General features: G+C 62.1%; 28 protein-coding genes. 16 read left to right on the top strand and 12 right to left on the bottom strand.

The window, feature by feature from the left end; translation table 11 throughout:
- Positions 1-1,284: an O-acetylhomoserine aminocarboxypropyltransferase/cysteine synthase family protein gene (locus ABWQ00_RS03965; protein ID WP_353237372.1), complete on the top strand. Its 1,284-nt coding sequence runs from the start codon at positions 1-3 to the stop codon at positions 1,282-1,284.
- Positions 1,285-1,314: 30 nt separating this feature from the next.
- Here ABWQ00_RS03965 and ABWQ00_RS03960 read toward each other — a convergent pair whose 3' ends face one another.
- Both ABWQ00_RS03960 and ABWQ00_RS03955 read right to left on the bottom strand, forming a co-directional pair.
- Positions 1,315-2,193: a DMT family transporter gene (locus tag ABWQ00_RS03960; protein ID WP_353237371.1), complete on the bottom strand. Its 879-nt coding sequence runs from the start codon at positions 2,191-2,193 to the stop codon at positions 1,315-1,317.
- Positions 2,190-3,101, bottom strand: coding sequence for an alpha/beta fold hydrolase (locus tag ABWQ00_RS03955; protein WP_502908063.1), 912 nt, complete (start codon positions 3,099-3,101; stop codon positions 2,190-2,192). Before ABWQ00_RS03955 ends, ABWQ00_RS03960 begins: the two co-directional genes overlap by 4 nt.
- Before the next feature lie 138 nt (positions 3,102-3,239).
- Between ABWQ00_RS03955 and ABWQ00_RS03950 the strand changes: the two genes are divergently transcribed.
- The 4 genes from ABWQ00_RS03950 (at position 3,240) to ABWQ00_RS03935 (ending at position 6,227) form a co-directional block, all read left to right on the top strand.
- Positions 3,240-3,953 (top strand): YebC/PmpR family DNA-binding transcriptional regulator, encoded by a 714-nt coding sequence (locus ABWQ00_RS03950; RefSeq protein WP_353237370.1) that lies wholly within the window; start codon positions 3,240-3,242, stop codon positions 3,951-3,953.
- Between the two features lie 54 nt (positions 3,954-4,007).
- Positions 4,008-4,472 carry a helix-turn-helix domain-containing protein gene (locus ABWQ00_RS03945; RefSeq protein ID WP_353237369.1) on the top strand — a complete coding sequence of 155 codons (465 nt, stop codon included), beginning with the start codon at positions 4,008-4,010 and terminating at the stop codon, positions 4,470-4,472.
- Between the two features lie 136 nt (positions 4,473-4,608).
- On the top strand, positions 4,609-5,607 hold the full coding sequence (locus ABWQ00_RS03940; protein ID WP_353237368.1) for a Bug family tripartite tricarboxylate transporter substrate binding protein: 999 nt from the start codon (positions 4,609-4,611) through the stop codon (positions 5,605-5,607).
- 116 nt (positions 5,608-5,723) lie between these two features.
- Positions 5,724-6,227, top strand: coding sequence for a CBS domain-containing protein (locus ABWQ00_RS03935; protein ID WP_353237367.1), 504 nt, complete (start codon positions 5,724-5,726; stop codon positions 6,225-6,227).
- Between the two features lie 89 nt (positions 6,228-6,316).
- Here ABWQ00_RS03935 and ABWQ00_RS03930 read toward each other — a convergent pair whose 3' ends face one another.
- Positions 6,317-7,393, bottom strand: a complete 1,077-nt coding sequence (locus ABWQ00_RS03930; protein ID WP_353237366.1) for a 3-deoxy-7-phosphoheptulonate synthase — start codon at positions 7,391-7,393, stop codon at positions 6,317-6,319.
- 123 nt (positions 7,394-7,516) lie between these two features.
- Here ABWQ00_RS03930 and ABWQ00_RS03925 point away from each other — a divergent pair, with 123 nt between their 5' ends.
- The gene (locus tag ABWQ00_RS03925) at positions 7,517-8,116 is read left to right on the top strand and encodes a DUF502 domain-containing protein (RefSeq protein WP_353237365.1); all 600 of its coding nucleotides are present in this window, start codon (positions 7,517-7,519) and stop codon (positions 8,114-8,116) included.
- Positions 8,117-8,173: 57 nt separating this feature from the next.
- Complete coding sequence (locus tag ABWQ00_RS03920; protein ID WP_353237364.1) at positions 8,174-8,641, top strand: DUF3237 domain-containing protein; 468 nt, start codon at positions 8,174-8,176, stop codon at positions 8,639-8,641.
- A gap of 18 nt (positions 8,642-8,659) precedes the next feature.
- On the opposite strand, the gene ABWQ00_RS03915 is transcribed toward ABWQ00_RS03920, so the two are convergent.
- On the bottom strand, positions 8,660-9,898 hold the full coding sequence (locus tag ABWQ00_RS03915; RefSeq protein WP_353237363.1) for an NAD(P)/FAD-dependent oxidoreductase: 1,239 nt from the start codon (positions 9,896-9,898) through the stop codon (positions 8,660-8,662).
- A 205-nt stretch (positions 9,899-10,103) separates the two neighbouring features.
- Here ABWQ00_RS03915 and ABWQ00_RS03910 point away from each other — a divergent pair, with 205 nt between their 5' ends.
- Positions 10,104-11,126, top strand: a complete 1,023-nt coding sequence (locus ABWQ00_RS03910; RefSeq protein WP_353237362.1) for a Bug family tripartite tricarboxylate transporter substrate binding protein — start codon at positions 10,104-10,106, stop codon at positions 11,124-11,126.
- Positions 11,127-11,211: 85 nt separating this feature from the next.
- Positions 11,212-11,346, top strand: a complete 135-nt coding sequence (locus tag ABWQ00_RS03905) for a hypothetical protein (protein WP_353237361.1) — start codon at positions 11,212-11,214, stop codon at positions 11,344-11,346.
- A gap of 152 nt (positions 11,347-11,498) precedes the next feature.
- On the opposite strand, the gene ABWQ00_RS03900 is transcribed toward ABWQ00_RS03905, so the two are convergent.
- From ABWQ00_RS03900 to modA, 5 genes are all read right to left on the bottom strand, one after another.
- Entirely contained in the window at positions 11,499-12,467 is a 969-nt protein-coding gene (locus ABWQ00_RS03900) for a M14 family metallopeptidase (protein ID WP_353237360.1), read from the bottom strand.
- Positions 12,464-13,444 carry a Bug family tripartite tricarboxylate transporter substrate binding protein gene (locus tag ABWQ00_RS03895; protein WP_353237359.1) on the bottom strand — a complete coding sequence of 327 codons (981 nt, stop codon included), beginning with the start codon at positions 13,442-13,444 and terminating at the stop codon, positions 12,464-12,466. The genes ABWQ00_RS03900 and ABWQ00_RS03895 overlap by 4 nt, the downstream gene beginning before the upstream one ends.
- Before the next feature lie 118 nt (positions 13,445-13,562).
- The gene (locus ABWQ00_RS03890; protein ID WP_353237358.1) at positions 13,563-14,738 is read right to left on the bottom strand and encodes an ABC transporter ATP-binding protein; all 1,176 of its coding nucleotides are present in this window, start codon (positions 14,736-14,738) and stop codon (positions 13,563-13,565) included.
- Positions 14,738-15,415 carry a molybdate ABC transporter permease subunit gene (modB, locus tag ABWQ00_RS03885; protein WP_353237357.1) on the bottom strand — a complete coding sequence of 226 codons (678 nt, stop codon included), beginning with the start codon at positions 15,413-15,415 and terminating at the stop codon, positions 14,738-14,740. The genes ABWQ00_RS03890 and modB overlap by 1 nt, the downstream gene beginning before the upstream one ends.
- Before the next feature lie 39 nt (positions 15,416-15,454).
- Positions 15,455-16,264: a molybdate ABC transporter substrate-binding protein gene (gene modA / locus ABWQ00_RS03880; protein WP_353237356.1), complete on the bottom strand. Its 810-nt coding sequence runs from the start codon at positions 16,262-16,264 to the stop codon at positions 15,455-15,457.
- A gap of 179 nt (positions 16,265-16,443) precedes the next feature.
- Between modA and ABWQ00_RS03875 the strand changes: the two genes are divergently transcribed.
- Positions 16,444-18,309 carry a phosphoenolpyruvate carboxykinase (GTP) gene (locus tag ABWQ00_RS03875; RefSeq protein WP_353237355.1) on the top strand — a complete coding sequence of 622 codons (1,866 nt, stop codon included), beginning with the start codon at positions 16,444-16,446 and terminating at the stop codon, positions 18,307-18,309.
- 91 nt (positions 18,310-18,400) lie between these two features.
- Entirely contained in the window at positions 18,401-19,303 is a 903-nt protein-coding gene (locus tag ABWQ00_RS03870) for a DMT family transporter (protein ID WP_353237354.1), read from the top strand.
- 12 nt (positions 19,304-19,315) lie between these two features.
- On the opposite strand, the gene ABWQ00_RS03865 is transcribed toward ABWQ00_RS03870, so the two are convergent.
- Positions 19,316-19,786, bottom strand: coding sequence for a hypothetical protein (locus tag ABWQ00_RS03865; protein WP_353237353.1), 471 nt, complete (start codon positions 19,784-19,786; stop codon positions 19,316-19,318).
- 144 nt (positions 19,787-19,930) lie between these two features.
- Here ABWQ00_RS03865 and ABWQ00_RS03860 point away from each other — a divergent pair, with 144 nt between their 5' ends.
- From ABWQ00_RS03860 to ABWQ00_RS03850, 3 genes are all read left to right on the top strand, one after another.
- Positions 19,931-20,908 carry a LysR family transcriptional regulator gene (locus ABWQ00_RS03860; protein WP_353237352.1) on the top strand — a complete coding sequence of 326 codons (978 nt, stop codon included), beginning with the start codon at positions 19,931-19,933 and terminating at the stop codon, positions 20,906-20,908.
- Positions 20,905-21,777: a metallophosphoesterase gene (locus tag ABWQ00_RS03855; protein ID WP_353237351.1), complete on the top strand. Its 873-nt coding sequence runs from the start codon at positions 20,905-20,907 to the stop codon at positions 21,775-21,777. Before ABWQ00_RS03860 ends, ABWQ00_RS03855 begins: the two co-directional genes overlap by 4 nt.
- A gap of 138 nt (positions 21,778-21,915) precedes the next feature.
- The gene (locus ABWQ00_RS03850; protein ID WP_353237350.1) at positions 21,916-22,338 is read left to right on the top strand and encodes a universal stress protein; all 423 of its coding nucleotides are present in this window, start codon (positions 21,916-21,918) and stop codon (positions 22,336-22,338) included.
- Positions 22,339-22,348: 10 nt separating this feature from the next.
- On the opposite strand, the gene ABWQ00_RS03845 is transcribed toward ABWQ00_RS03850, so the two are convergent.
- Entirely contained in the window at positions 22,349-22,972 is a 624-nt protein-coding gene (locus ABWQ00_RS03845) for a TetR/AcrR family transcriptional regulator (protein ID WP_353237349.1), read from the bottom strand.
- Between the two features lie 67 nt (positions 22,973-23,039).
- Positions 23,040-24,626: an alkaline phosphatase D family protein gene (locus ABWQ00_RS03840; RefSeq protein WP_353237348.1), complete on the bottom strand. Its 1,587-nt coding sequence runs from the start codon at positions 24,624-24,626 to the stop codon at positions 23,040-23,042.
- 104 nt (positions 24,627-24,730) lie between these two features.
- Here ABWQ00_RS03840 and ABWQ00_RS03835 point away from each other — a divergent pair, with 104 nt between their 5' ends.
- Positions 24,731-25,621 (top strand): DMT family transporter, encoded by an 891-nt coding sequence (locus tag ABWQ00_RS03835; protein ID WP_353237347.1) that lies wholly within the window; start codon positions 24,731-24,733, stop codon positions 25,619-25,621.
- Positions 25,622-25,651: 30 nt separating this feature from the next.
- On the top strand, positions 25,652-26,638 hold the full coding sequence (gene acuI / locus ABWQ00_RS03830) for an acrylyl-CoA reductase (NADPH) (RefSeq protein WP_353237346.1): 987 nt from the start codon (positions 25,652-25,654) through the stop codon (positions 26,636-26,638).
- Positions 26,639-26,706 lie beyond the last annotated feature (68 nt).

Genomic DNA, 26,706 nt, shown 5'->3' with positions numbered 1-26,706 from the left:
ATGACCGACCGCCAATTCCACCCCGAGACCCTGGCCATCCACGCCGGGCAAATTCCCGATGCGGCCACGGGCGCACGCGCCTTGCCCATTTACCAAACCAGCAGTTTTGTGTTCGACAGCGCCGAGCACGCGGCCTCGCTGTTCAACCTGCAGACCTTTGGCAATGTGTATTCGCGCCTGAGCAACCCCACGGTGGCGGTGCTTGAAGAACGTGTGGCCGCGCTCGAAGGCGGGCGTGCTGCCGTGGCCAGTGCCTCAGGGATGGCGGCCGAAACCATGGCACTCATGACCATCTTGCAGACAGGCGACCATGTGGTGGCGGCCGGGGCTTTGTACGGCGGCTCGGTCACGATGTTGGCGGTGAGCTTGGCCAAGTTCGGCATCGAGACCACGTTTGTAGACGCGACCAAGCCCGAGGCTTTTGCCGCCGCCATGCGCCCCAACACGCGGGCGGTGTACGCCGAGAGTCTGGGCAACCCGAGCATGGTGGTGCTGGACATTGCCGCTGTGGCCGAGGTGGCCCACGCACATGGCGTGCCGCTCGTCATCGACAACACCGTGCCCAGCCCGCTGCTGTGCAACCCTTTGGCGCTGGGCGCGGACATCGTGGTGCATTCGGCCACCAAATACCTGGCGGGCCACGGCACCACGCTGGGCGGCGTGGTGGCCGAGGGCGGCAAATTTCCTTGGGACAACGGCAAGTTTCCGGGCATGACCGAGCCGTCCAAGGGCTACCACGGCGTGAAGTTTTACGAGACCTTTGGGGACTTTGGCTTCACCATGCGCTGCCGCATGGAAAGCCTGCGCGTGTTTGGCGCATCTCTTAGCCCCATGAGCGCCTGGCAGATTTTGCAAGGCGTTGAAACCCTGCCACTGCGCATGCAAAAGCACTGCGACAACGCTTTGGGCGTGGCCAAATTTTTGCAGTCCGACCCGCGCGTGGCCTGGGTCAACTACCCCGGCTTGCCCAACCACCCGCAACACGCGCTGATGCAGCGCCAGATGCGCGGTGCCTCTGGCTTGCTGTCCTTTGGTGTGAAAGGCGGGCTGGCCCAGGGCGTGACCTTCATCGAGTCGGCCCAGTTCATGAGCCACTTGGTCAACATCGGCGACACCCGCACCCTGATCAGCCACCCGGCCAGCACCACGCACCGCCAGCTCGACGAAGCGCAGCAACTGGCTGCAGGCGTGCCGCCCGACATGGTGCGCATCTCGGTAGGCCTGGAAAACCTGGACGACATCCTGTGGGACATCGACCAGGCGCTGGACAAGGCCAGCCCGTGAATGCTGGATGTCGGGGCTGAAGCCGCCGACCTACAGGCCACCCGCAGCTTGGTTGCGCATGCGCTCAGACTGGAGCAAGCCCAAGCCGGCCGCCACCACCAACGCAATGCCGCCCCAGGCCAAGGTGTTGGGCACATCGCCCCACATCAGGTAACCCAGCACCAACGCCACCAACAAGCCGCTGTAGCGGAATGGCCCGATCACACTCATGTCGCCCAAACGCATGCTGAGCGTGAGCAGATGGTAGCCCGCTGCCAGGCAAAGCGACGCGCCAAACAGCTGCCAAAGGTGCTGTGTGGCCATGGGCTTCCAGGGCTCAAAAAGACTCCACACACCCGCCAACACAGTGACCATGATCGCCGTGGACAAGGTGATCAACAGCGAAGGCACTTGAGCGGGAACCAGACGCGTCAGAAAGTCGCGCCCCGCGTGCAGCACCGCCGCAAACAAGCACAGCAAGGCATAGGCATTGAAGTCGCCCATGCGCGGCTGCACCACCAGCAGCACGCCCGCAAAGCCCAGCAAGATCAGCGCCCAGCGGCCCAGCGTGACCCGCTCGTGCAAAAAGAACACCGCCATCAAAGTCAGGAACAGCGGACCCGCCAAATTGATCGCGGTGGCGTTGCCTAAAGGGATGTGAAACACCGCGGTGAGGTAGGTGAAGGACGCCAGGCTGTCGAGCACGGCGCGGGCAGGCACTGAGCGCGTCAGTGTGGTGCGCCAGTGCTGCAACTGGCCCATCCACCCAGCCAAGGCCAACAGCAGCGCGGTGGTCATCACCCCGCGCACGAAGATCAGCTGCGGTGTGGACAGGTCGGCGCTGACCCATTTGACCAAGGCATCGTTCACCACAAAAAACACCATGGCACCGGTCATGGTGACGATGCCACGGCGGTTGTGCTGGCTCATGCCGCCAGCCCTTGCAGAAACGGCAAGGCCTTGGCCAGCAGAGCTTCAGGGGCTTCTTCGGCGATGTAGTGGCCGCAGGGCAAGGCCTCGCCGCTGACCTGGGTGGCCACTTTTTGCCATTCCTTGAACGGATCAAAACAGCGCTGCACCACGCCTTGCGCACCCCACAGCACCTGCAGCGGGGTTTCCAGCCGCCGCCCTTGCGCGATGTCTTCCCGGTCGTGTTGCAGGTCGATGCCTGCTGACGCCCGGTAGTCTTCGCACAGCCCATGCGCTGCACCCGGCAGGGCCAAGCAGCGCTGGTATTCGGCCAGCGCGCGCGGATCGAACGGCGCCAGCCCGGCGCTGCGATTGCCCATGACGTCGGTGACATAAGCCGCTGGGTTGGCCGTGATCAAGCGTTCGGGCAGGGGTTGCGGCTGGATCAAAAAGAACCAATGCCAATAGGCGCGGGCAAAGGCTTCGGTGGTCTGTTCGTACATGGCCAAGGTGGGCGCGATGTCGAGCAGGGCCATGCGGCTGACCGCTTGCGGGTGGTCCAGCGCCAGGCGGTGCGCCACACGCGCACCCCGGTCGTGCGCCAACACTGCAAAGCGATCAAAACCCAGCTGGTGCATCAGCCCCACTTGGTCTTGCGCCATACCGCGCTTGGCGTAAGCCGCGTGGTCATGCCCTCCCTCGGGCTTGGACGAGTCGCCATAGCCGCGCAAGTCGGCGGCCACCACGGTGAAGTTCTGCGCCAGTGTGGGGGCCACTTTGTGCCAAATGGCCAAGGTTTGGGGGTGGCCGTGCAGCAAGAGCAAGCCGGGCCCCTGTCCACCGACCATGGCCGACATCGAGATGCCGGGGCTGACCTGAAGCAGGTGATGGGCAAATCCGGGGAACAAAGGCAAGGCAGGGTGGTTCATGGGCAGTGTTTTGTCTGAAAGGCCATTATTGCCCTGCGAGGGGCTGTCGCCTGTGACCTGTGAGACCCGCGTTTGACGGTGGCTGGGACGGGTGAACGCTTAAACTTCCGGCTTTGATCCCAACACAAGGAAGACCCCATGGGTGCGCAATGGAAAGCCAAAGGCAAAGCACAAGCCGCAGACGCCAGAGGCAAATTGTTTGGCCGACTGGCCAAGGACATCATGATTGCCGCCCGCAACGGCGCAGACCCGGCCGCCAACTCGCGCCTGCGCCTGGTGGTCGAACAAGCCCGCAAGGTCTCCATGCCCAAGGAAACGCTGGAGCGCGCCATCAAGAAAGGTGCCGGCCTGCTGGGCGACGCCGTGAGCTTTGACCGCGTGATTTACGAAGGCTTCGCGCCGCACCAAGTGCCGGTGATGATCGAGGTGCTGACCGACAACGTGAACCGCAGCGCGTCCGAGATGCGCGTGCTGTTTCGCAAGGGCCAGCAAGGCACCTCCGGCTCGGTGTCCTGGGACTTTGACCATGTGGGTTTCATCGAAGCCGAACCCGCCCAGGCCGGGGCTGACTCCGAACTGGCCGCCATCGAAGCGGGCGCACAAGATTTTGAGCCCGCCGACGAAGAAGGCGTGACGGTCTTCATCACCGAAGCCACCGACCTGGACCTGGTCAGCCGCGCCCTGCCCGAACACGGCTTCACCGTGCTGTCGGCCAAGCTGGGCTACAAACCCAAAAACCCGGTGGACCCGGCCAATCTGAACCCCGAACAACTCGAAGAGGTCGAAGCCTTTTTGGGCGCCATCGACAACAACGACGATGTACAAAACGTGTTCGTGGGCTTGGCGGGTTAAGGGTTTGAAAAGCCAGGTTTGATTTTGTACGCAACTTGCGTACAATCATGAGCCATGAATGCACTCTTTGTTGAGTTGCCAGCATTCGAGCGCTACCGACAGGAATACCTGAGCGATGAGGCGTACCGAGGCCTGCAAAATGAAATGCTCAAGGCACCCGATACCGGTGACGTCATCACGGGCACGGGGGGATTACGCAAAATCAGGCACGGAGATGCGCAGCGAGGCAAAGGAAAACGTGGTGGGCTCAGGGTGACCCAGCAGCGCGTTGGCAAGACCACGCTTCGCACCCTCGAAGTAGAGGCCAAACCTGCTCCTGACATCAGCGCCATGGAACTCAAGGCCATTCGAGAAAAACTCAAGCTCTCGCGTCCCGTCTTCGCCCACTACCTGCGCACTAACCCCAGAACTCTGGAAAACTGGGAGCAAGGCCGAGCCAAACCCAACGCCCAGGCAGCCTTGCTGATTCACTTGGTGGACCGCTACCCCGATACAGTCAAACGACTCGCCGCAGTTTGAGCAATCACGCCGAAGCCTGCATGATCAGCGCCTATCGGGTCTTGCACGCGACAGTTGAACGCCCCACTTCAGGGTTTTCAATGTGAGCGTTGCGGGTGCGCTTCGATAGCATGTCCTGATCCTTCAGGAGTTCACCATGCCCTTTTCCTTTCTATCGCAAGCTTCTTCACCGTCTCGCGCCCGGCGTTTGGCCTTCGCCGCGGCTTTGCTGGCCGTGTGTGCCAGCAGCAGCGCTCTGGCCCAAGCGTGGCCACAGCGCCCCATCAAAGTCATCATTCCCTTTCCTCCAGGCGGACCCACTGATCTGGTCATGCGCACAGCGACCGAAAAAATCCAGACCATCCTCAAGCAACCCGTCGTGATCGAGAACCAGCTCGGGGCCGGTGGCAACATCGGCGCTGCCAGCGTGGCGCGTGCCGCGCCCAACGGCTACACCTTTTTGTTCGCAACCGACACCCTGCTCACCGTGAACCCGCATGTGTACAAAACCATGCCCTTCAAGCTCGATGACTTGAAGCCCATCAGTGTGTTGTCTTCGTTCAGCCAAACCCTGGTGTGCAACCCTTCGCTGGGTGTCAAAACAGTGTCCGAGTTGATCGCCAAATCCAAAACCATGCCCTTGAGTTATGCCTCGGGCGGTGCGGGTGTGCCGGGGCACTTGTCCACCGAGTTGTTGCTCAGCATGACCGGCATGCAGATGACGCACATCCCCTACAAAGGCCCAGCCCCCGCCATGCAAGACGTGCTGGCCAACCAGGTGCCTTGCGGTTTGTTGGCCGGGCCCACAGTGCTGCCCCATGTGCGCTCGGGCAAGTTGACAGCGCTGGCGGTGTCGGGCCAGGCGCGCGCGCCCTCTTTGCCCGAAGTGCCCACCATCGAAGAAGCCGGGGTGAAAGGCTACGAGGCCGATTTCAGCCTGATCTTGATCGCCCCCAAACAAGTGCCCGATGACATCGTGGCCAAGTTCCGCCAAGCGGTGGTCGACGCCCTGCGCACCCCAGAGGCCACCGAGCGGCTCAAGGCATCCGACCAGATCGTGATTGGCAGCACGCCCGAGCAGGCGGTCGCCAAAGTGGCCAAGGACTTTGCCAAATGGGGCGCCGTGTCGCGCAAGATTGGTTTGAGTCTGGACTGAACCGGACCGGGCCGCAGCCCCGGCGCCATGCGTCTTGAGGCCACGTGCGCCCGCGCACTGAAAAACACAGCCCACCCGATTAAGGTGGGCTGTTGTCATTTTCAGGAGCGCTTTTCATGACCCTGTCCGAACTTTGCCAGCGCGACATCCTCACCCTGAGTGCCGAGGCCTCGGTGCAAAAAGCCGCCGATCTGATGCGCACACAACATGTCGGCGCACTGGCCCTGACCGACCCTGAAGACCCTGTGCGCGTGGTGGGGGTAGTGACCGACCGTGATCTGGTGGTGAATCTGTTGGCGCAAGGCCGCACCGCAGACGAGCAGTCGGTGGGTGCTTACAGCAGCGTGAACCTGGTGCGGGTGCCTGGCTCGGCCACGGCGCACGAAGCCATCCAGGCCATGCACCAGCACGGCGTGCGGCGGGTGTTGGTCACCGAGCCCGATGGCCGCTTGATGGGTCTGCTGTCCCTCGATGATTTGCTGGCCACCCTGGCCGATGACCTGAGCGGCCTTTCCGAGGCTTTGCGCTTTGGCGTTGACATGGAAAGCGTGCGCACCTCGCCGATTTTTCGGCCTGACGAGCTGCCCACGCAGCTGTACCTGGCGCAGCACGAGCCTTGAGTCGAGGCCACGACCCAGCCAAGTCCCCCAAAAAAGTCCAAGCAGCGATCTGGTCTGGGGAATAACTTGTCCCGGGACGGTGCATCAACTCATCGATCACCGCGTCGCCGCTCTTGCACCGCCTGCGCCAGCGCGTCCAGCACCGGCATGGTCTGCGCAAAGCTGATGCAGGCGTCGGTGATGGACACACCGTGCGCCAAGGGCTGGCCTTCTTTCAAGTCTTGCCGGCCTTCGTTCAAGTGGCTCTCAATCATCAGGCCCATGATGCGGCGGTCGCCGCCTGCCACTTGCGCGGCTACAGCGTGCGCCACTTCAATCTGCTTGGCGTGCTGCTTGCTGCTGTTGGCGTGCGACACGTCCACCATCACTTGCGGCGCAATGCCTGAGGCCTCTAGGGCTTTGCACGCGGCATCGACATCGGCCGCCGAATAATTGGGCGCCTTGCCGCCACGCAAAATGATGTGCACGTCTTGGTTCCCGCGCGTTTCGAAAATCGCCGCTTGGCCCATCTTGGTCATGCCCATGAAAGCGTGCGGCGCCTTGGCCGCCACCACCGCATCTGCGGCCACCTTCACTCCACCGTCGGTGCCGTTCTTGAAGCCCACCGGACACGACAGGCCGCTGGCCAATTGGCGGTGGCTCTGGCTTTCGGTGGTGCGAGCACCGATCGCGCCCCAGGTCACGAGGTCGCTGATGTACTGCGGACTCAGCAAGTCTAGGAATTCGGTGGCCACGGGCAGGCCGACGTCGAGGATGTCCAGCAACAACTTGCGCGCCATCTCCAGCCCCTGGTTCATGGCGAAGCTGCCGTCCAGGTGCGGGTCGTTGATGTAGCCCTTCCAACCCACGGTGGTGCGCGGCTTTTCAAAGTACACGCGCATCACGATCTGCAGGTCCTTCGCGTGCTTGTCGGCCTCGGCCTTGAGCAGCCGGGCGTAGGCGATGGCCTGGTCGTGGTCGTGGATGGAACAGGGCCCGACCACGATCACCAGACGGTCGTCCTGCCCTTGCAGCAGACTTGAGATGTCTTGCCGCGAACGCTCCACCAAAGCCAAGTGCGCAGGCAATGCGGGCAGACGCTCCTCGAGAAGGGCCGGGGTCATGAGCGGGCGCACCGAGGCAATGCGGGTGTCGTCGATGCGGGTTTTGTCTTGGGTGGAAAGCATGGCCTGGTTCAAAAGCTAGGGGGCAGCAGAGGGTCTGTGTCAGCCCCGTATTAAAGCGCAGGCGGGCGAGCCCGTTTTTCCCCTCATCTTTGGGCCCAATCGTGAGCCGTCACAATGGACCGCATGAAACGCCTTTACGCCTATTTCTTCCGCGGCCTGATCACTTTCTTGCCGGTCGGGCTCACGGTCTATGTGCTTTATTTGTTTGTGAGCTGGGTCGAGAGTTTGGCCATGCAGATACTGCGCCCGATGACAGGTGATTTTTACTTGCCTGGTCTGGGCATTTTGCTGGGCACAGCGCTGATTTTGGTGCTGGGCTTTTTGGTGTCACAAGCTTTCATGAAGCGGGTGCTGGGTTGGGTGGAGCTGCCCTTCACCAACTTACCCTTGGTCAAAAGCATTTACTCCTCACTCAAGAGTTTTGCCGACTACTTCTCCCCCAACGAACGGGACGCACAACAGGTGGTGCTGCTGAAAAAGCCGGGGAGCGACATGTCGATCATCGGTCTGGTCACACGCCAAAATCTGACGGACCTGCCACTGGACCCGCAAACCCGCCAACACGTGGCGGTGTATTTGCCCATGGGCTACATGATCGGCGGCTACACCGTGTTTGTGCCGCGTGAATGGGTGCAGGCATTGGACATGTCGGTGGAAGAAGCGATGCGCTCTTCATTGACAGCCTGGATGGGCAACGCCAAAAATCCCACCGACCCTGTGTGACAGCCTGCCAAGTGCTGCGCCTTAAACTGCACATTCCTCTTGCTTGGAAGATTGACCATGACCTTGCCCCCCCCCACACTCGAACACATTTGCGATCTGGCCGTGACCATCGCTGCGCCTGTGGAAGTGGGTCATACCCCTGCCGGCTTGCGCCGCATGATCCCCATCACAGGCGGCACCGTGACGGGCCCCCGGGTGAACGGCAAAGTGCTGGCCGGTGGCGCAGACTTTCAACTGATTTTGGGCGGTGGCACGCAAGCGCACCTGGATGCGCGCTATGTCATCGAGCTCAACGACGGCAGCCGCGTGTTTGTGCAAAACACCGCTTTGCGCGTGGCCTCGCTCGAAAACTCTCAGCGCATCATGAACGGGCAACCGGTCAACCCGGAAGAGGTCTACTTTCGCTGCCAACCCAAGCTCGAAGCCACCGCACCCCAGTGGGCTTGGCTGAGTGAAAGTCAGTTCATCGGCACCGGCCGCCGCGCAACCGATGGGGTGTTCATGAGTTTTTACCGGGTGTGCTGAAGCCTTAGGGCCACCTGATCACCCAAACCGCCCTGGGGAATAGGGTGTCGGGTCAACGCAAAACGGCTCGCCACACACCATTTCAGCCAGCAAGCGACCTGTCACCGGACCCATGGTGAAGCCTTGGTGCGCATGGCCAAAGTTGAACCACAGCCCTGGGTGGCGCGGCGCCGGGCCGATCACGGGCAGCATGTCGACAACGCAAGGCCGCGCGCCAAGCCAAGGCGGCTCGGGCAGGGGCTGGCCCAAATCAATCAGTTCCCGCGCCAAGGCTTCGGCCTTGCCCAGTTGCACCGGCGTGGATGAGGCATCGATGGGCGCAAACTCGGCACCGGTGGTCAGGCGCAAGCCGCGCTGCATGGGTGCCAGCACGTAGCCACGCTCGGCGTCGAGCATGGGTAGCCGCACTTTGGCGGTGGGTGTGTAGTGTTGGTGATAACCGCGCTTGATGAACAGTGGAAGTCGATAGCCCAGTGTGCGGATCAAGCCATCGGACCAAGGGCCCAGGGCCAGCACAGCCTGCTGGGCATGCACAGGGCCATCGGTGGTGTTGACCGACCAGCCCGCGCCTTGCGCCTGCAAACTGGCCGCGTCGCCCACCATCAGACAGCCGCCACGCGCCTCAAACAATTGGGCATAGCGCTGCACCAAAGCGCCCGGGTCATTCACCGCCCAGGTGTCCAGCCAATGCACGGCGCCCGCCAGTGGCCTGCGCAAAGCAGGCTCGGCCTGCGCGAGCTGGGCGGGGTTTTCTGCCTGAAAGCGCACACCGAAACGTGCCAACAAATCTTCGGCCCGTTGCGCCGCTTTGTCGAAGGCCTCGGGGGTGCGAAAAACATAGCGATAACCTTCATACCCCACCAAATCCTGCGCGCCTGCGGCCGCGATCAATGGGGCATGCTCATTGTTGGAATGGGCAATCAGGCGGCTGTAGGCCGCAGTGGCCACGGCATGGCGCAAGGGATGCGAATGGTGCAGATAGCCCAGCAGCTCTTTACCCATTTGCCACAGACCTTGAGCGTGCCAATTCACCTTGGCACTGCGCCCCAAAGCCACATCCAGCAAGAAGCCGGGCTCCCGCGGGAAAGGGTAGGGCTCGACCGCTTCGCGCTGGATCAAACCCGCATTGCCCATGGACGTTTCTTGTCCCGGCGCACGCCGATCCACCAGCACCACTTCGAACCCGCGTTGCTGCAAATGCAATGCGGTGCAAATGCCGACCATGCCCGCGCCCAAAACAAGAACCGTTGAAGCCATACTGATGGATACTGCTTGTTCAATGAATTTGAAAGGGCGCTCACATGACACGAAAAGCGCCGCTTTGAATCAGTATAGAGACGATGACAGCCCCGTCTATTAGCAACAACCAGACCCCTCAAAAACGCTGGCACGGGCAACGCAAGCGACTGCAGCCTCGGGTCTGGCCTGTTAGGGTGGTGGCTCGATGGATTGGAGCTTGAACATGAAACACCTCGGATTTGACACCACGGCCGCAGGGCAAACGACACGGCGTTCATGGCTTTTGGCCTGCGCTGGCTTGCTGGCAGGCGTCTGGGGCTTGCAGGCCAACACCGCCTTGGCCCAAGAATTCCCGCCCAAAAAGAACGTCACCATGGTGGTGGGCTTTGTGGCAGGCGGTGCGGCGGACATGGGCGCGCGCATCATCGCCAAACGTTTGGGCGAGAACCTGGGCATTTCGGTCACTGTCGAAAACAAGGCCGGTGCGGGCGGCAACATTGCCCACCAGTTCACCGCCAGCGGCCCCGCCGACGGCAGTGTCTTGTTGTTGGGTTCGGTGGGGCCCTTGGCCATTGCGCCGCACCTGATGAAACTGCCCTACGACCCCGTCAAGGATTTGGCGCCATTGACCATGGCGGTCAACTTTCCCAACGTGCTGGTGGTCCACGCCGGTGCGGGCATCAAGACGTTTGCCGAATTTTTGGCCAGCGCCCGCAAGAGCCCTGGCACGATCACCTTCGCCTCCACGGGGCCTGGCTCTGCATCGCATCTGGCGGGTGAGTTGGTCAACGACATGGCCAATTTGGACACCGTGCACGTGCCCTACAAAGGCGGTGCGGCTGCACTTCAAGACGTTTTGGGTGGCCGTGTGACCGGCTGGTACGCCACGATGGCCACCGCGGCCCCGCACATTGAGGCGGGCAAATTGATTCCTTTGGCCAGCACGGGCGCGCAACGCGTGGCCAGCTTGCCCAGGGTGCCGACCATTGCCGAATCGGGCTTGACCGGCTTCAACGCCACCAACTGGTACGCCTTTGTGGCCTCGTCCAAAGTGCCCAAACCCCTGCTGGACCGCTGGAACACCGAGCTGGTCAAAGTATTGACCACGCCCGAAGTGGTCGACCAGCTCAACAAACACGGCTTGACCCCCATGCCCGGCAGCCGCGAAGAGTTGGCACGCTACATGGCCGCCGACACTGCCATGTGGGGCCGGGTCATCCGTGAGCGCAAGATCGTGGCGGAATGAACCGAGCTGTCAGGCTGTCAGCCTTGCGAAAAAAATGGCTTGAGGGCTTGGCTACAATACGCGTATTCTTGTTTTGGGGTACCCCATGTCTGCTCACAACGACTCTCACACATCCGACGATCCCGTGGAAAACGTGGTCAAGCACATTCCCATTGTCATTCCAGCCGCTGGTGCGGTACTGATTTTCTTGCTGGCTTTCATCGCCATCTTCATGGCCTGAAACTTCTTGAAGTCGGTGGTGCGCTGATCGCTCAGCCTCACCCTTCAAAACAAAACCCGCAACAGCGCAAGCTTTGCGGGTTTTGTTTTGTGCGCACCGGCAGGGTTTGAGCGCCGGGGCCTGGTCAGCGGCTGGCAGGGGAAGTGGCTCGATTACAAGCGCCGCCGCCTTGCGAAACGCACCACGGTCACGCCGGCCCGGGCCTGTCGCACCGAGGGCATGACCAGCACGCAGTCGTCATAAGGCGTGGTGACGGGCTGGCCATCGTTGTCGCCAATCACCGTGCCTGCCTTGGCAATGCATTCCAGCCCCGTGAACGGTTCGGTGAAACGGAATTTCTCGCTGCGTGCCACCACCGGTCCGGTCACTTCGAGGGCCCACTGCTGAGGGGCGTCGGCCTGTTTCCAGCCGGGCAGTGCGGCCTGCAAGGCAGAGGCCGAGAGCACGCCAGACACTTCCAAGAAGCGGATGCTCAGGTCGCGCGCCACATCGCGGCTGGCCATATCACCATGAAAACCGCATTCGATCAGCAACGAGCGCGTCTCGGGTGCTTGGTCATCGGGCAGGCCAAAGCGTCCGTAATCGCGCATGCGCACACCATCCTTGTGCCCGGCATCGACCACGATGTGGACCGGGTTGGCGAGCTGGCGTGCCAGTTGCAGGTTGCGTGGATGCACACCGGTCAGCAGCAGCGGCGCGCCAGGTTCGTGCATGGAATGCAGATCCAGGACCCAATCGGCCTGTTGTACCCAAGGGGCGAGCGCGGCCACGCGCTGGCGCTCGAGCGTGCGGGGCTCGGCGATGCGCTCGTCCATCCATTGGCGGTTCATGTCTTCGTCGACAAAACGCGACGCATCGTGGTTCGCCTCGTCAAAGCGCTCAAATGCACGCAGGTTGGCCAACATCAGGGTCAGCCGACCCACCGCTGGGCGAACACCCGCCTCCAGCAGGCCCTTGAGCGCCCAAGCGCCACACAGTTCGTTGCCGTGGATGAGGGCGCTGATCAGCACATGCCGACCGGGTTGGCCCGAATCAAAATGCCAGACGCCTTCGGTGCCGGTATTGCCCTGGCGCCACATCGACATGTCGGGACAGGGCAGATCGAATGGAAGCGCTGTCATTCGCGGATCTTGGCAAAGTCAACAATGCGCTGGTACTTGGCGGTTTCCTCGCGCAGGAACTTGTTCATGTCGACCGCGCCCTGGGCCACGGCTGAGCCGGAAGCTTCAAGCTTGCTGCGCAGTTCGGGGTTTTGCAAGGCATCGGCCAGGCCCTTTCTGAGTTTGGCGGCCACCGGCTCAGGCAGTTTGCCGGGTGCCATCAACACAAACCAGGTGCTGATGTCGGTGTTTTTGAGCGCAGGGTGCTCGGCCAGCGCGGGAATCTCAGGTGTGACCTTGGAACGGTTCTTTTCGCTGGTACCCAAGGCCACCACCTTGCCGCTGCGGATGTGGGGCAGGCCGCTGGAGAGCACAAACACGCCAAACTCCAGGTTGCCGCCGATCAGGTCGGTGGCCAACGGTGCCACACCGCGGTAAGGAATGTGTGTCATGAAGATGCCCGCTTGCTCCTTGACCATTTCACCGGCCAGGTGCAGCGAAGTGCCCACGCCCGAGCTGCCGTAGCTGAAGCGGCCCGGATTGGACTTGACCAGCTTGATGAACTCATCGGTGGTTTTCACACCCATCTTGGGCGATGCCACCAGCACCAAAGGCTGCGAGGCGATCAGGCCAATGGGGGTGAAGTCCTGCCAGCTGTACTTGATGGTGGGCGAAACCAGCCGGTTGATGGCCACTTCGTTGTTGGCACCCACCAGCAGGGTGTAGCCGTCAGGCGCCGCACTGAGCACCTTTTGCGCACCGATGGCGCCTCCAGCACCCCCGATGTTTTCGACCACAACCGTGGCGTTCAAGCTCTTGGCCAGGGCGGCGGCCACCACGCGCCCGGTCAGGTCGGTGCTGCCACCTGGCGGGTAACCGACCACGATGTTGATGGGCTTGGAGGGGTAGTTGTCAGTCTGGGCATGGGCCAAGGGGCTGACGGCAGCCAATGTGCAGGCCAGGAGACCGAGGATGCGTCGCACGGCAGGGGTGTTCATTGCAGGCTCTTTCATGATGGAAAAAAGACATTGTCTCTGAGTCAGGCCTTCTGGCATGTCAAGTTGAGCAACATGGCTTGCTGTTTCGGCATCGCAGAACGAGAGGTTGCCAGACTTGTCAAGTTGTGCGCACCGGCATGATGTGCAAGGCCGCCGGAGCGATCTGCAGCTGAACCCAGCCTCCAGAACCGACCTGCAAACGCTGCAGCAGGCGGCTGGTCAAGTTCAAGGTGATGGTTTGGCTGGGCAAGGCTTCGGGCCTCAAGGTGCACAAACTGATTTCGCCCAGAGACAAGACCTCCAGCAGCTGGCAGCGCAAGCGGGTGTGGCCCGGCTGGAGCGCACTGTGCGGCTCGCCATCGGCCATCACATCCACCTGTTCACCATTGAGCACCCACGTCACGCGGGTGCCGTCGTCGATTTTGTTCTTGTCCAAAACGGCCAGGTCCAATTCGGCGTCTGATGGCACCGCATCGGTCCATCGCAAACGCCCCCAGCCGGCTGGGTCCTTGAAAAAACGCCCTTCAAAGTGGTTTTGAATGCCCACCAACTCGGCCACCCGGGCGTTGCGCGGGCTGGCAAAAACGCGGGCAGGCTCGCCGGTTTGCAGGGTCTGGCCCGCGTCCACGATCACCACCCGGTCGGCCAGGCGGCGGGCCTCGGCCAGGTCGTGCGTCACCAACAGCATGGGCACCGACACCTTTTGGCGCAATGCGGCCAGCTCGCGGTAAAGCGTTTGGCGCGTAGGCGCATCCACCGCAGAAAAAGGCTCGTCGAGCAACAAGACGCCGGGCAAAGCTTCGGGTGGCTTGTCAGGGCTTGACGCCAAAGCGGGCGTGGGCATGACCCGCACCAGCGCCCGGGCCAGCGCGACCCGCTGCTGCTGACCGCCCGAGAGTTGGGACGGTCTGCGTTCACTCAGCTCGGCCAAGCCCAATCGGCCCAGCAAGGTCTGCACATCCGAGCCCGACCAGCCCGGCCCGGCGGCCAGTGCCACATTGGCCTGCGCCGTCATGTGTGGAAACAAGGCGTATTGCTGAAACACCAAACCGGCCCGGCGCTGCTGCGGACTGAGCTTTACGCCCGCTGCCGTGTCCAGCCAAGCCTGGCCTGCCACCCGAATCTGGCCCTGGATATCCGTCGGTGTCCAAAGCCCGGCAATGGCGCGCAGCATGCTGGTTTTGCCACTGCCCGAGGGTCCAACCAGGGCCACCAACTCGCCCGCACCGCAGTCAAACTCGGCCTCCAGCCGGATTGGGCTGGCCGAGCGCAATTGCACTTGCAAGCCGGTCATCAACGCTCCTGCAAGGCGCGGCCACGCTGGCCCACCCGATCAAAGGCCAGCACCAGGCTCAGCGCCAGCAAGGACACACCCACCAGCGCGAGCGCCATGACATGGGCCGACTGCAAGTCCATGCCCTGCACTTTGTCGTAGAGCGACACCGACAGGGTGCGCGTCTCGCCCTCGATGTTGCCACCCACCATGAGCACCACGCCAAATTCACCCAAGGTGTGCGCCACCGTGAGCGCCATGCCCGCCAACAAACCCGGCCAGGCCAGCGGCAACTCAATGCGCCAAAACGTCTGCCAAGTCGACAAACCCGAAACCCAAGCCGCCTCGCGCAGGCTGTGCGGCACCGCTGCAAATGCGCGCTGAATGGGTTGCACCATGAAGGGCAAGTTGACCAGCACGCTCACCAGCAGCAGGCCTTCCAGCGTGAACACCAGCCGGATGCCCGAGGCCGCCAGCCACGCACCCAGAGCACTGCCTTGGCCAAAGGCCACCAAAAAGTAAAAGCCGATCACCGTGGGCGGCAACAGCAAAGGCAACAACAACAAGGCCTCGACCACGGGCCGCCCTGCCCAAGCGGTCACCGCCAGCCAACGGGCCAGCGCCAAGCCCACGGGCAGCAAAACCAAGGTGGTCAAGACGGCCAATGTCAGGGAAACGTGAAGGGCGGACCAATCCATGGGTGAAGAATGCGTGTGCGCGGTTCTAAGTGTTCTTGATTATTGCGGGAAGGCGTAACCGTGCCGCATAAAAACCGCTTGGGCTGGCGGGCTGAGCAAGAACCGGTGCCAATTCACTGCCGCCGCACTGGCGCCTTGCAACAACACCATGCGCTGGTGCAGGGGTGAATGCAGGTGTACGGGCAAAGGCAAGACCTGCAATGCGCTGGCGATTTCGGGGGCTGTGGCCAGTGCCAGTGCCGTGATGCCGGCTTGCGCTGCACCCGTGGCCACAAACTGGGTGGCCTGGCCAATGTTGTCACCCAACACCTTTTGCGAGATGGCCAACGGCCCTGCGCCCGCGCGCTGCAAAGCTTCCTCTGCCGCCACCCCATAAGGCGCCAGCGCCGGGTTGGCGATGGCGAATTTGTCATTCGGCTTCAAGGCGCGCACCACAGCGGCCAAACCTTGATTCCATGGCAATGCTGAATTTTTGGGCACCACCAAGGCCAATTGGCCCGTGGCATAGCGTTGTCCCGCATCCACTGTTCGACCCGACTTGACCAACTCAGCCACCCAAGTTTCGTCGGCCGAAATGAACTGCTCCACCGGCAAACCCTGCAAGATTTGGCGCGCCAAATTGCCTGACGCGCCCAGATTGACGTCCACTTGAACACCTGTTTGTTGCTTGTAGATAGCCGCCAAATCCGCCAACACAAACTTCAAGTTGCTGGCAGCGGCCACTTTGATGCGGACTTGCGCCAAGGCCCAAGATGGCCACAGCAAGGCCCCTGAATACCTAAGGTAACGCCGCCGCTGGTGGTTCAAGTGCAAACCTTCGCCTCGCATACTTTCATGATTATTTTGCATAGATTTAACGGGGTTTTGAGCCGATCTGGCAAGCATGAAAGGAGCAGTCTCCCTAAAATCGAGACCCTGCTGAGGACCTGCCGTTGGCCAGTGCTCAGTATCTCAGCCAACAAGCCGTTTTTTCCAAGTCCCCTTCCGGGGCTTTTGAAAAAACGATTTTCAAACTTTGGAGCTTCCCCATGAATTCACCCGCGATGCAGGGCCTGAACCTCAATACGCCCGCGTACGTCAAAAACGCCAAGTTGATCGCCTGGGTGGCCGAAATGGCCGCCTTGTGCAAGCCCGCCAACATCTATTGGTGTGACGGCTCCCAAGAAGAGTACGACCGCCTTTGCGCCGAACTGGTGGCTGCAGGCACTTTCAAAAAGCTCAACCCCGCCAAACGCACCAACTCTTACTTGGCCTGGTCCGACCCGTCGGACGTGGCCCGCGTGGAAGACCGCACCTACATCTGCTCGGCCAAAAAAGAAGACGCCGGCCCCACCAACAACTGGATGGAACCCGCGCAAATGCGCGCCACCCTGAACCCGCTCTTTGACGGCTGCATGGCTGGCCGCACCATGTACGTGGTGCCTTTCTCGATGGGGCCTTTGGGCTCGCACATCAGCCACATCGGCATCGAACTCAGCGACAGCGCTTATGTGGCCGTGAACCAGAAGATCATGACCCGCATGGGCAAAGCGGTGTTTGACGTGCTGGGCACCGATGGTGAATTCGTGCCTTGCATGCACACCGTGGGCGCGCCTTTGGCCGCAGGCGAAAAAGACACCACCAGCTGGCCTTGCAACCCCAGCACCAAATACATCGTGCACTACCCCGAGACCCGCGAGATCTGGTCCTATGGTTCGGGCTACGGCGGCAACGCGCTGCTGGGCAAGAAGTGCTTTGCGCTGCGCATCGCCTCCAACATGGGCCGCGACCAAGGCTGGTTGGCCGAGCACATGCTGATTTTGGGCGTGACCAACCCCGAAGGCAAAAAGTACCACGTGGCAGCCGCTTTCCCCAGTGCCTGCGGCAAGACCAATTTCTCCATGCTGGTGCCACCCGCTGCGTTTGACGGCTGGAAAGTCACGACCATTGGCGACGACATCGCCTGGGTCAAGCCCCACACCGACGGCAAAATGTACGCCATCAACCCCGAAGCCGGTTACTTTGGTGTCGCTCCCGGCACCAACATGAAGACCAACCCCAACTGCATGCTGAGCCTGAACAAAGACGTGATCTTCACCAACGTGGCGCTCACCGACGACGGCGACGTGTGGTGGGAAGGCATGGAGAAAGACACCGGCAAGTTGCCCGACCATTTGATCGACTGGCAAGGCAAGGACTGGACCCCCCAGATCGCCAAAGAGACCGGCGCCAAAGCCGCTCATCCCAACGCCCGCTTCACCGTGGCTGCGACCAACAACCCGGCGCTCGACCCCGCCTGGGACGACGCTGCAGGCGTGCCCATTGACGCCTTCATGTTTGGCGGCCGCCGCTCAAGCACCGTGCCATTGGTCACCGAAGCGCGCAGCTGGGCCGAAGGTGTTTACATGGCCGCGACCATGGGCTCTGAGACCACTGCCGCCGCCTTTGGCGCACAAGGCGTGGTGCGCCGCGACCCCTTCGCCATGCTGCCTTTCTGTGGCTACAACATGAGCGACTACTTCCAACACTGGCTCGACACCGGTGCCAAAGCGCAAGCCGCTGGCCACAAGCTGCCCGCCATGTACTGCGTGAACTGGTTCCGCAAGGGCGAAGACGGCTCGTTTGTCTGGCCCGGCTATGGCGACAACATGCGCGTGCTCAAATGGATGATCGACCGCCTGGAGGGCAATGCCCAAGGCGAAGAGACCATGTTCGGCATTGCCCCGACTTACGCTGAAATCAATTGGAACGGCATCGCGTTCAGCGCCGAGCAATTCAAGTCCGTCACCAATATCGACAAGGCCTCTTGGCAGACCGAGTTCAAGCTGCACGACGAGCATTTCGCACAGCTGAGCTACCACCTGCCCCAGGCCTTGCTGGACACCAAAGCCGCTTTGCAAGCGCGTCTGGCTTAAAGATCAGGTTCTGCGCCCATCCGGCGTCTGAGTCTCCAACCGCCCCGGCCACAAACCGGGGCGGTTTTTTCTGGCCTGCACAATCGGTGTCATGTCTTTGTTTCAAACCGCTGAATCCCGAACCCGCATCGCCTTATGGCTGATATGGGTCACGCCCGCCTTGTGGTCCGTCAACTACATCGTGGCGCGCTCAGCCCCTGGCGTGGTGGAGCCCCACATGCTGGCCTTGGGCCGCTGGGCTTTGGCAGGCGTGATCCTGGCCTTGATTGCACGCAGTGAATTGTGGCGAGAAAGGCGCAGCACTTTGGCGGACGGCGGCCGTTATCTGGTGCTGGGGGCCTTGGGCATGCTGATTTGCGGCGCCTGGGTTTACCAAGGGGGCAAGACCACCACAGCCATGAACATCGCCCTGATTTATGCCGCCTCGCCCGTTTTGATTGCACTGGGCGCCGTGCTGTGGCTGGGCGAGCGCTTTTCATGGCGCCAAGGACTGGGCGTTGTCGTGGCCATGGCCGGGGTGTTCCATGTGGTGGTCAAAGGGCAATGGTTGGTTCTGGCTCAGGTGCAATGGGTGGCCGGAGACGGCTGGATTGTGCTGGCCATGGTGGCCTGGGCCGCTTTTGCCTTGTTGCAAAAAAAGTGGCCCACGCCACTGGGCTCGACGGCGCGACTGGCCGCCATTTGCATGGGTGGCGTGCTGGCCTTGCTGCCCTTCAGCATTTGGGAATACCTGCAGCCTGAGCGACCCGCTTGGACGATGCAGGCCACCTGGCTGGTCGTGGCCGCCGGCTTGCTGCCAGGCCTTGGCGCTTATTGGGCTTATGGCTTTTGCCAGAAGGTGCTGGGCGCCAGCCGCGTGGCCGCCAGTTTGTACCTGGGGCCTTTGTATGGGGGTTTGGCCGGATGGATCGTCTTGGGCGAAGCCATGGGCTGGCACCACTTGATGGGCGCCGCCCTGATCTTGCCGGGCATTTACTTGGCCTCCAAGCGCTGAAAGCGCCGCCGCTCAGATGTAATAGCGACGATCGCGCACCAAACGGGCGGCGCGGCGGTTCATGCGGTTTTCAAAAAACTGCAATGGGCTGCGCTCTTCTGGCGCGCGGTCCATGGCCACTTCCAGGTCGCGCATCAAACGTGGGTCTTTTTGAGCCATATCCCATAAGCGCTGGTCGGCACGGCGACGGGCCAGTTGCGCCGACCAAGTGTCCAGGTTGGTCATCAGGTTTTGCGCCAGAACACGTGTCAGACCGCGCAACAACACGATGGCCAACACGGCCACGGCCCACAAGGCCAGCCACGCCGCTGCCAAATGGGACTCGGCCCAAGCGTCCAACAAGCGGTCGGTCAGGACCAGCAAAGCGGAAACACCCGCAGCCAACAAGACCGTGGCCAAGAACTGGGTGAGGGCGACAGGCGTTTCGGAGGCAGCAGGCAGCAAGGTCGTTTGACCCAGCATGGTTTTGTGAGCGCTGTTCATTGTGTTTTCCCTTGAATTGATTCTGTGAAATTTGGCATTGCTAATTATTAAAAATATGCCTCCATCATAGGGTTTCTACGAATGCTGTTCAACTTTATATTGATGATGCTTATCATTCATAATGGTGATAGATAAGCGCCCCACATGAGCACCCCCATCCCCGCCGCCTTTCGCACACTGGACCTGAATTTGCTGCGGGTCTTTGACGAAGTCATGGCCGAACGCAGCCTGACCCGGGCTGCGCACAACCTGTCTCTGACCCAGCCCGCCGTGAGCAATGCTTTGCGGCGTTTGCGCGAGGCCTTGGGCGATGAGCTGGTGCGGCGTCACGGCCACGGCATCGAACCCACGCCTCGGGCGCTGGTCCTTTGGCCCAGCGTGCGTGAAGCCTTGCGTCAACTGCAAGCGGCCATCGTGCCCCGTACTTTCGAGCCGCAACAGGCCAACAGCACTTTTGTGCTGGCCATGGCCGACGCCACCGCGGCTGAACTCATGGGCGGCCTGGCCAAACAAATGGAAGAACAAGCGCCCGATGTGTCGCTGCGCGTGCTGCCCTTGACCACCCGAGACCCGCGCAAAATGCTGGGCGAGGATGCCGCTGACATTGCACTGGGCTACTTTCCGGCGGTACTGGCCGACTTGACGGCCCGGGCCCAATCGGGCGAAGCCATTCCCTACGCACACGAACGCTTGTACTCGGGTGAATACGTGTGTGTGATGCGCAAAGACCACCCTTTGGCCAAACGCCCCATCAACCTGCAAGACTACTGCAGCGCCCGCCATTTGCTGGTCAGCTTTTCAGGCCGTGCCTATGGCTTTGTGGACGAGGCCTTGGCCGTGATCGGTCAACAACGGCGCATCGTGCTCACGGTGAATCAGTTCTTCACCGCCGGGCGGGTGGTGGTGAACTCCGACTTGCTCACGGTGCTGCCGCGCCACTTCGTGCCCACCACCGGCATGGCCAAAGAGTTGGCACTGCACGAGTTGCCCTTTGACGTGCCGCCCGTTCAGGTGCACGCCCTGTGGCACCGCAAACGCGAACACGACAGCGCGCACCAATGGCTGCGCGCCCAATTGCAACAAGCGGCGCACATAGCCTTCCGCGCTGAGGACATCGCATGAACATCCAACTTTTGTCGGACCTGCACCTGGAGTCCAACCCCACATTCATGCCCCGCGCTGCCCAGGGTGCAGATGTGCTGGTGCTGGCGGGTGACATTGGCTCGTACCAAACCGGCTCGGCGCTCGCCTTGGCCGGAGATGCCGACTTTGGCTTGGCGCGGTTTTCACCCCGACACGGTTGGCCCACCCCGGTGCTGTTTGTGCCTGGCAACCACGAGTACGATGGCTTGGACTTTGACGAGGCCCACGCCCGGCTGCAAGACACCTGCGCCAAGCTGGGCATCACCTGGCTGGAGCGCGAAGTGGTGCAGCTCGGCGGCGTTCGCTTTGTGGGCACCACGCTGTGGACCGACTTTGACGCACTGGGTCCACTGGCTGGGCAGCCCATACCCGACCCGCTGACCGACAAAATTCCGGCGCACTACAGCCACCCCAACAGCCAATTCACACGCCAACTCAAGGCGCGCGACAAAGCGTTCAGAGCCGCCAACTTTTACCTGCGCAAAGCCAAGACCACACGACGCGGCGAAGCTTGGTTGGCCCAAGGGCTGCGCGAGCAAGCCCTGCAATGCCAAGATTGGCTGCGCCAGGCTTTGAACACCCCGTTTGACGGCAGCACCGTGGTCGTCACGCACTTTGCCCCCAGCCTGCACAGCGCCGACCCGCGCTACGGCCTGGTGCCAGGCACGGCCGGGTTCTGCAATGCACTGGACACGCTGCTGCCCCAAGCGCAGCTTTGGCTGCACGGGCATTTGCACTGCCCCAGCGACTACACCCAAAACGGCTGCCGTGTGGTGGCCAATCCCTTGGGTTACGCGCACAAACACGAGCAGCGGACCTTCAAGCCGACCGAGCTGATCAGCCTTTGACGCCCAAGGCACATGCGCTGGCGAGCTTGGCGTGCGATGGTCTCGGTTGAAACATCGAACTTCATGACCTAAGTCAAGGCCGCGCGGTCAGACAAGGCTTAAGGTCAAGGCTTGTTTGATCCGCAACAGGAGACCCTCATGAAAATCTTATTGGCCGTTGATGGCAGCGCCTTCACCAAAAAAATGCTGGCCTACCTGACCACGCACGATGAGCTGTTCAGCACCCACAACAGCTACACCTTGCTGACGGTGAGCCCGCAACTGCCGCCCCGCGCACGCGCTGCGGTGGGCAAGGAAATGGTCGAGGCTTACCACCGTGAAGAAGCCGAAAAAATACTGGCCCCGGTCAGCAAGTTTTTGCTGCGCCACGGCATCGACGCCCAAACCATCAGCAAAGTCGGTCACGCGGGTGAGACCATTTCCAAAACCGCTGACAGCGGCAAATTTGACCTTGTAGTGATGGGCTCGCACGGCCATGGCACCTTGGGCAACTTGGTCATGGGCTCGGTCGCCACCCAAGTGCTGGCGAACTGCAAAGTGCCTGTGCTGCTGGTGCGCTGAAGCGCTGGCTTCAGCGGGTGTTCAGCCCATCAAAGCAGGTGCTCATCACCAAATCGAGGATCTGCTCATCGGTGTGCTGCTCGCCCATTTTGAGGAACTCCAGCACCGGGTCGCAGGCCCGGGCAAACAAGGTGTAAAGCACCGCCACGGCCGGCAAGGCCTTGTTGATCTGGCCCTGCGCTTGGGCTTCTTCGATCCAGCCGCCCAAGGCGTCGCTGACTTCCATCAAGCCGTCCATGTAGTCCTTGCTGCCCATCAAGGTGGCGCGCAGGCTGGAGTTTTGGCTGGGCAATGAGGGCATCAGGCCTTGCAGCTTGAGCGTCATGGTCCAGCGGGTCACGTATTTGAGTTTGTCGAGCGGCGCCAAGCTGGCGTCGGTGCTCTGGATCACCTCTTGGGCACGGCGCATGGCGGTGACCATGGCAGCGCAGGCCAGCTCTTCTTTGCTGGTGAAGTGCTTGTAAAGGCTGGCTTTGGCGATGCCCACCTCGGCCGCCACCTCGTCCACCGTCATCGCATCAAACCCTTTTTCGGCCAACAAACGGTTGACCGACTGGATGATCGCGGTCTCGCGCGCAGCGAGCATCTGGACCTTGAATGATTTTTTGGGCGCGGACGTGGTTTCGATGTGCATGAACTGATTTTAGCCGCGCCACCCCAATTTGTGACCCAATGGTTACCCTTGTATACGGGCAGGTCATTCAAGCGCCGGGCAGCACGCCCGCAGCACCTTGGCGTATGGTCCAGCGCCCTTGCACGCCCAATGCCGCTTGGGGCCCTGCGGGGTGGGGCGTGGTCATGAACTGCGCATCCAAGCGTTCTGGCCGAATGTCGATCAAGGTATACCCCCTCTCGTCAGAACGGGCATGTCGGATGTCCGGGTTGTCCCGCTGAATCTGCGCCATGACCTTGGACGACATGCCACGGGTCGACACCGAGGTGGTGACCACCTCGCTGGCCACCACGGGCGAGCGCTCATCGCCCGGCTGCACGCGCAACTGGGCCGCCACATTGGCATGCACATCGCCCCCGAGCATGACCACATCGCTCAAACGCGCATCCGCGATCGTCTGCAGCAGTCGCGTCCGGGCTTGCGGGTAACCGTCCCAGCCGTCGGTGAAAGCGCTGCGGCCTAAAGGGGTCTGAAAGCCGCTGGTGGCCATCAGGGTCGATTGCGCCAACAATTTCCAGCGCCGCTGGCTTTGCGTCAGGCCCGCCGTGAGCCACTGCTCTTGGACGATGCCCAGCATGCTGCGCGACGGGTCGTTCAAGGCGTCACAGCCCATGACCACACGGCCCCCGCCGCGCATCAAGTCGGGGCAAGCATGGTGGTCGCGGTACTGGCGGCAGTCCAAAGTCCACAAGTCGGCCAAGGTGCCCCAGGCCATGCGGTCGTGGATGCGCATCTGGCTGGGCTGCTGCGGGTCGGGCCCCAAGCGCAGGGGCATGTGCTCAAAGTAAGCCTGGTACGCCGCTGCCCGGCGCTGCAAGAACACAACAGGATCGCTGAAGTTCCGGTCCAGGTCATTGGCGTAGTCGTTGACCACCTCGTGGTCATCCCAGGTCATGAGCCAAGGGTGGGCGGCATGGCAAGCCTGCAGGTCAGGGTCGCGCTTGTAATGCGCGTGGCGAGCACGGTATTCGGCCAATGAAAACGGCATGCCGCTTTCGTGGGCGCGGATCTTGAAGTTCTTGTTGCTGCTCTCGTAGATGTAGTCGCCCACAAACAGCACCAGGTCCAGGTCTTGCGCGGCCATGTGGCGGTGCGCCGCAAAGTGGCCTTGTTCGTAATGCTGACAAGACGCCAGGCCCAAGCGCAGTCGGCGCACGGCCTCGATCAAGGCCGGGCTGGTGCGCGTGCGCCCCACCGGGCTGACCGCATGGCCACTGGCAAAGCGGTACCAATAATGCCGGCCTGGCTGCAAGCCATCGGCCAACACATGCAAGCTGTGGCCTCGGCTGGCATCGGCGCTCAGGCGCCACTGCCGCACCGGTTGGCGCAAGGCTTCATCGGCGAACAATTCGCAGACCACCTCGGCCGCTTGCTCTCGCCGAGCGGCATCGGCTTCGTCGATGCGCAGTCGCGTCCAAAGCACCACGCTGCCCGGCTGCGGCTGGCCACTGGCCACACCCAAACTGAAAGGGTTGACTTGCCAGCGCGGCGGCGCGCTTTGCGCTTGCACGCCTGGCGTCATCCACGGGGCCAAGGCAGCGGCGAGCGCCATGCGGTGCAGGTCGCGGCGCGACCACGGTGCAACTGAGCGGGTGGGGGCGGGCAAAGGTTTCACTGGGCTTGGGGCATGGTTGGGGATGGATTGTCCCTTGTTATCAGGGAAACCGGACGCATCGCGGGGGACAGGCGTTGCGAGCAGGTGGCGGCACAATCGGTGGCATGAGCACATCGACCCGACCCCGCAAAGACCACCTGGACGCCCTGGCGGTCGGGATTTTGCTGGTGTGCTGCCTGTTTTGGGGGTTTCAACAGGTCATGGTGAAAGTCACCGTGGCCGAACTGCCCCCGGTGTTTGTGTCTGCAGTGCGCGGTGTGGGGGCCACACTGCTGCTGTGGCTGTGGTGCTGGTGGCGTGGCGTGCGCCTGTTTGAGCGCGACGGCAGCCTGTGGCCGGGCCTGCTGGCGGGCAGCCTGTTTGCGGTCGAATTCGCTTTCATCTACCTCGGGCTGCAGCACACCTCGGCATCCCGCCTGACGGTGTTTTTGTACACCTCGCCTTTTTGGGTTGCGGCGCTGCTGCCTTTGTTCATCCGCACCGAACGGCTGCGCCCGGTCCAATGGCTGGGCATGGTTTGCGCTTTTGCCGCTGTGGTCTTCGCCCTGCGCGAAGGCTTTGGCAGTGGCGATGCCACTGGCGATTTGATGGGCCTGGCGGCCGGCGCATTGTGGGGGCTGACCACGGTGGCCATCCGGGCCACCCACCTCACGCGCATCTCGGCCGAAAAACTGCTGTTTTACCAACTGGCCGTGAGCACCGTCGTGCTGGGCCTGCTGTCGCACGGGATGGGCGAGCCCTGGGACAACACCTGGAGCCACTTTGCCATCGGCTCGGTCGTGGTGCAAACCGTGGTCGGTGCCTTTGCCAGCTATTTGGCCTGGATGTGGATGCTGGGCCACTACCCGGCCACCAAAATCTCGGCCTTTGTCTTCCTCACCCCGCTGTTCGCCCTGCTGTTTGGCATGCTCTGGCTGGGCGAAGCCGTGACCCTCACGCTGATCCTGTCCTTGACGCTGGTGGCGGTGGGCATTGTGCTGGTCAACCGCAAATGAAGCCTTCACACCATCGATAGAAAGACCCCCATGACTTACCAAGCCCTGCAAATTGAAAAAGACGACGCCGGTTACCGCTGCACCCTGAAGACGCTGGACGACAGCGCACTGCCCGAAGGCGATGTGACGGTGCAGGTGGATTACTCCACCCTCAACTACAAAGACGGCTTGGCCATCACCGGCAAGTCGCCCGTGGTGCGCAAATTTCCGCTCACCCCCGGCATTGACCTGTCGGGCACAGTGACCGAGAGCCAGCACCCGCTGTTCAAAGCGGGTGACCAAGTGGTGCTGAACGGTTGGGGCGTGGGCGAAAGCCACAGCGGCGGCTTGGCACAAAAGGCGCGCCTCAAAGGCGACTGGCTGGTGAAACTGCCTGCCGCCTTCACGCCGCGCCAAGCCATGGCCATTGGCACCGCCGGTTACACCGCCATGTTGTGCGTGATGGCGCTTGAAAAGCACGGCGTCACACCTGACAAGGGCGACATTTTGGTCACGGGTGCGGGCGGCGGCGTGGGCAGTGTGGCGATCGCCTTGCTGGCCAAACTGGGCTACCGCGTGGTGGCCAGCACCGGCCGCCTGCAAGAGGCCGACTACCTGCGCCAGCTGGGCGCGGCCGACGTGATGGACCGGGCCGAACTGTCAGCGCCGGGCAAACCCCTGGCCAAAGAACGCTGGGCCGGCGTGGTCGACACCGTGGGCAGCCACACCCTGGCCAACGCCTGCGCCAGCACGAAATACGGCGGTGTGGTCACCGCCTGCGGATTGGCGCAGGGCATGGACTTTCCATCGAGCGTGGCGCCCTTCATCTTGCGCGGCGTGACCTTGGCCGGAATCGACAGCGTGATGGCCCCGCGTGCCGTGCGCGAAGCCGCTTGGGCGCGACTGGCGCAAGACCTGGACACCGCACAACTGGAACGCATGACGCGCGAAGTGGGTTTGGCCGAAGCCATCGGCTTGGGCGCGGAGATTTTGGCGGGTCAGGTGCGTGGGCGGGTGGTGGTGAACGTCAACGCTTGACGGTCTCAGACATGGCCTTCAAAACCACCCAGTGAGGTGTTTGTTATTTGAGGCGCACAGCAATTCAC

Source organism: Limnohabitans sp., assembly GCF_040400975.1.
Classification (GTDB): Bacteria; Pseudomonadota; Gammaproteobacteria; order Burkholderiales; family Burkholderiaceae_C; genus Limnohabitans_A.
Note: the sequence above shows the minus strand (reverse complement) of the source record. Positions and strands in the feature narration are given on the sequence as shown.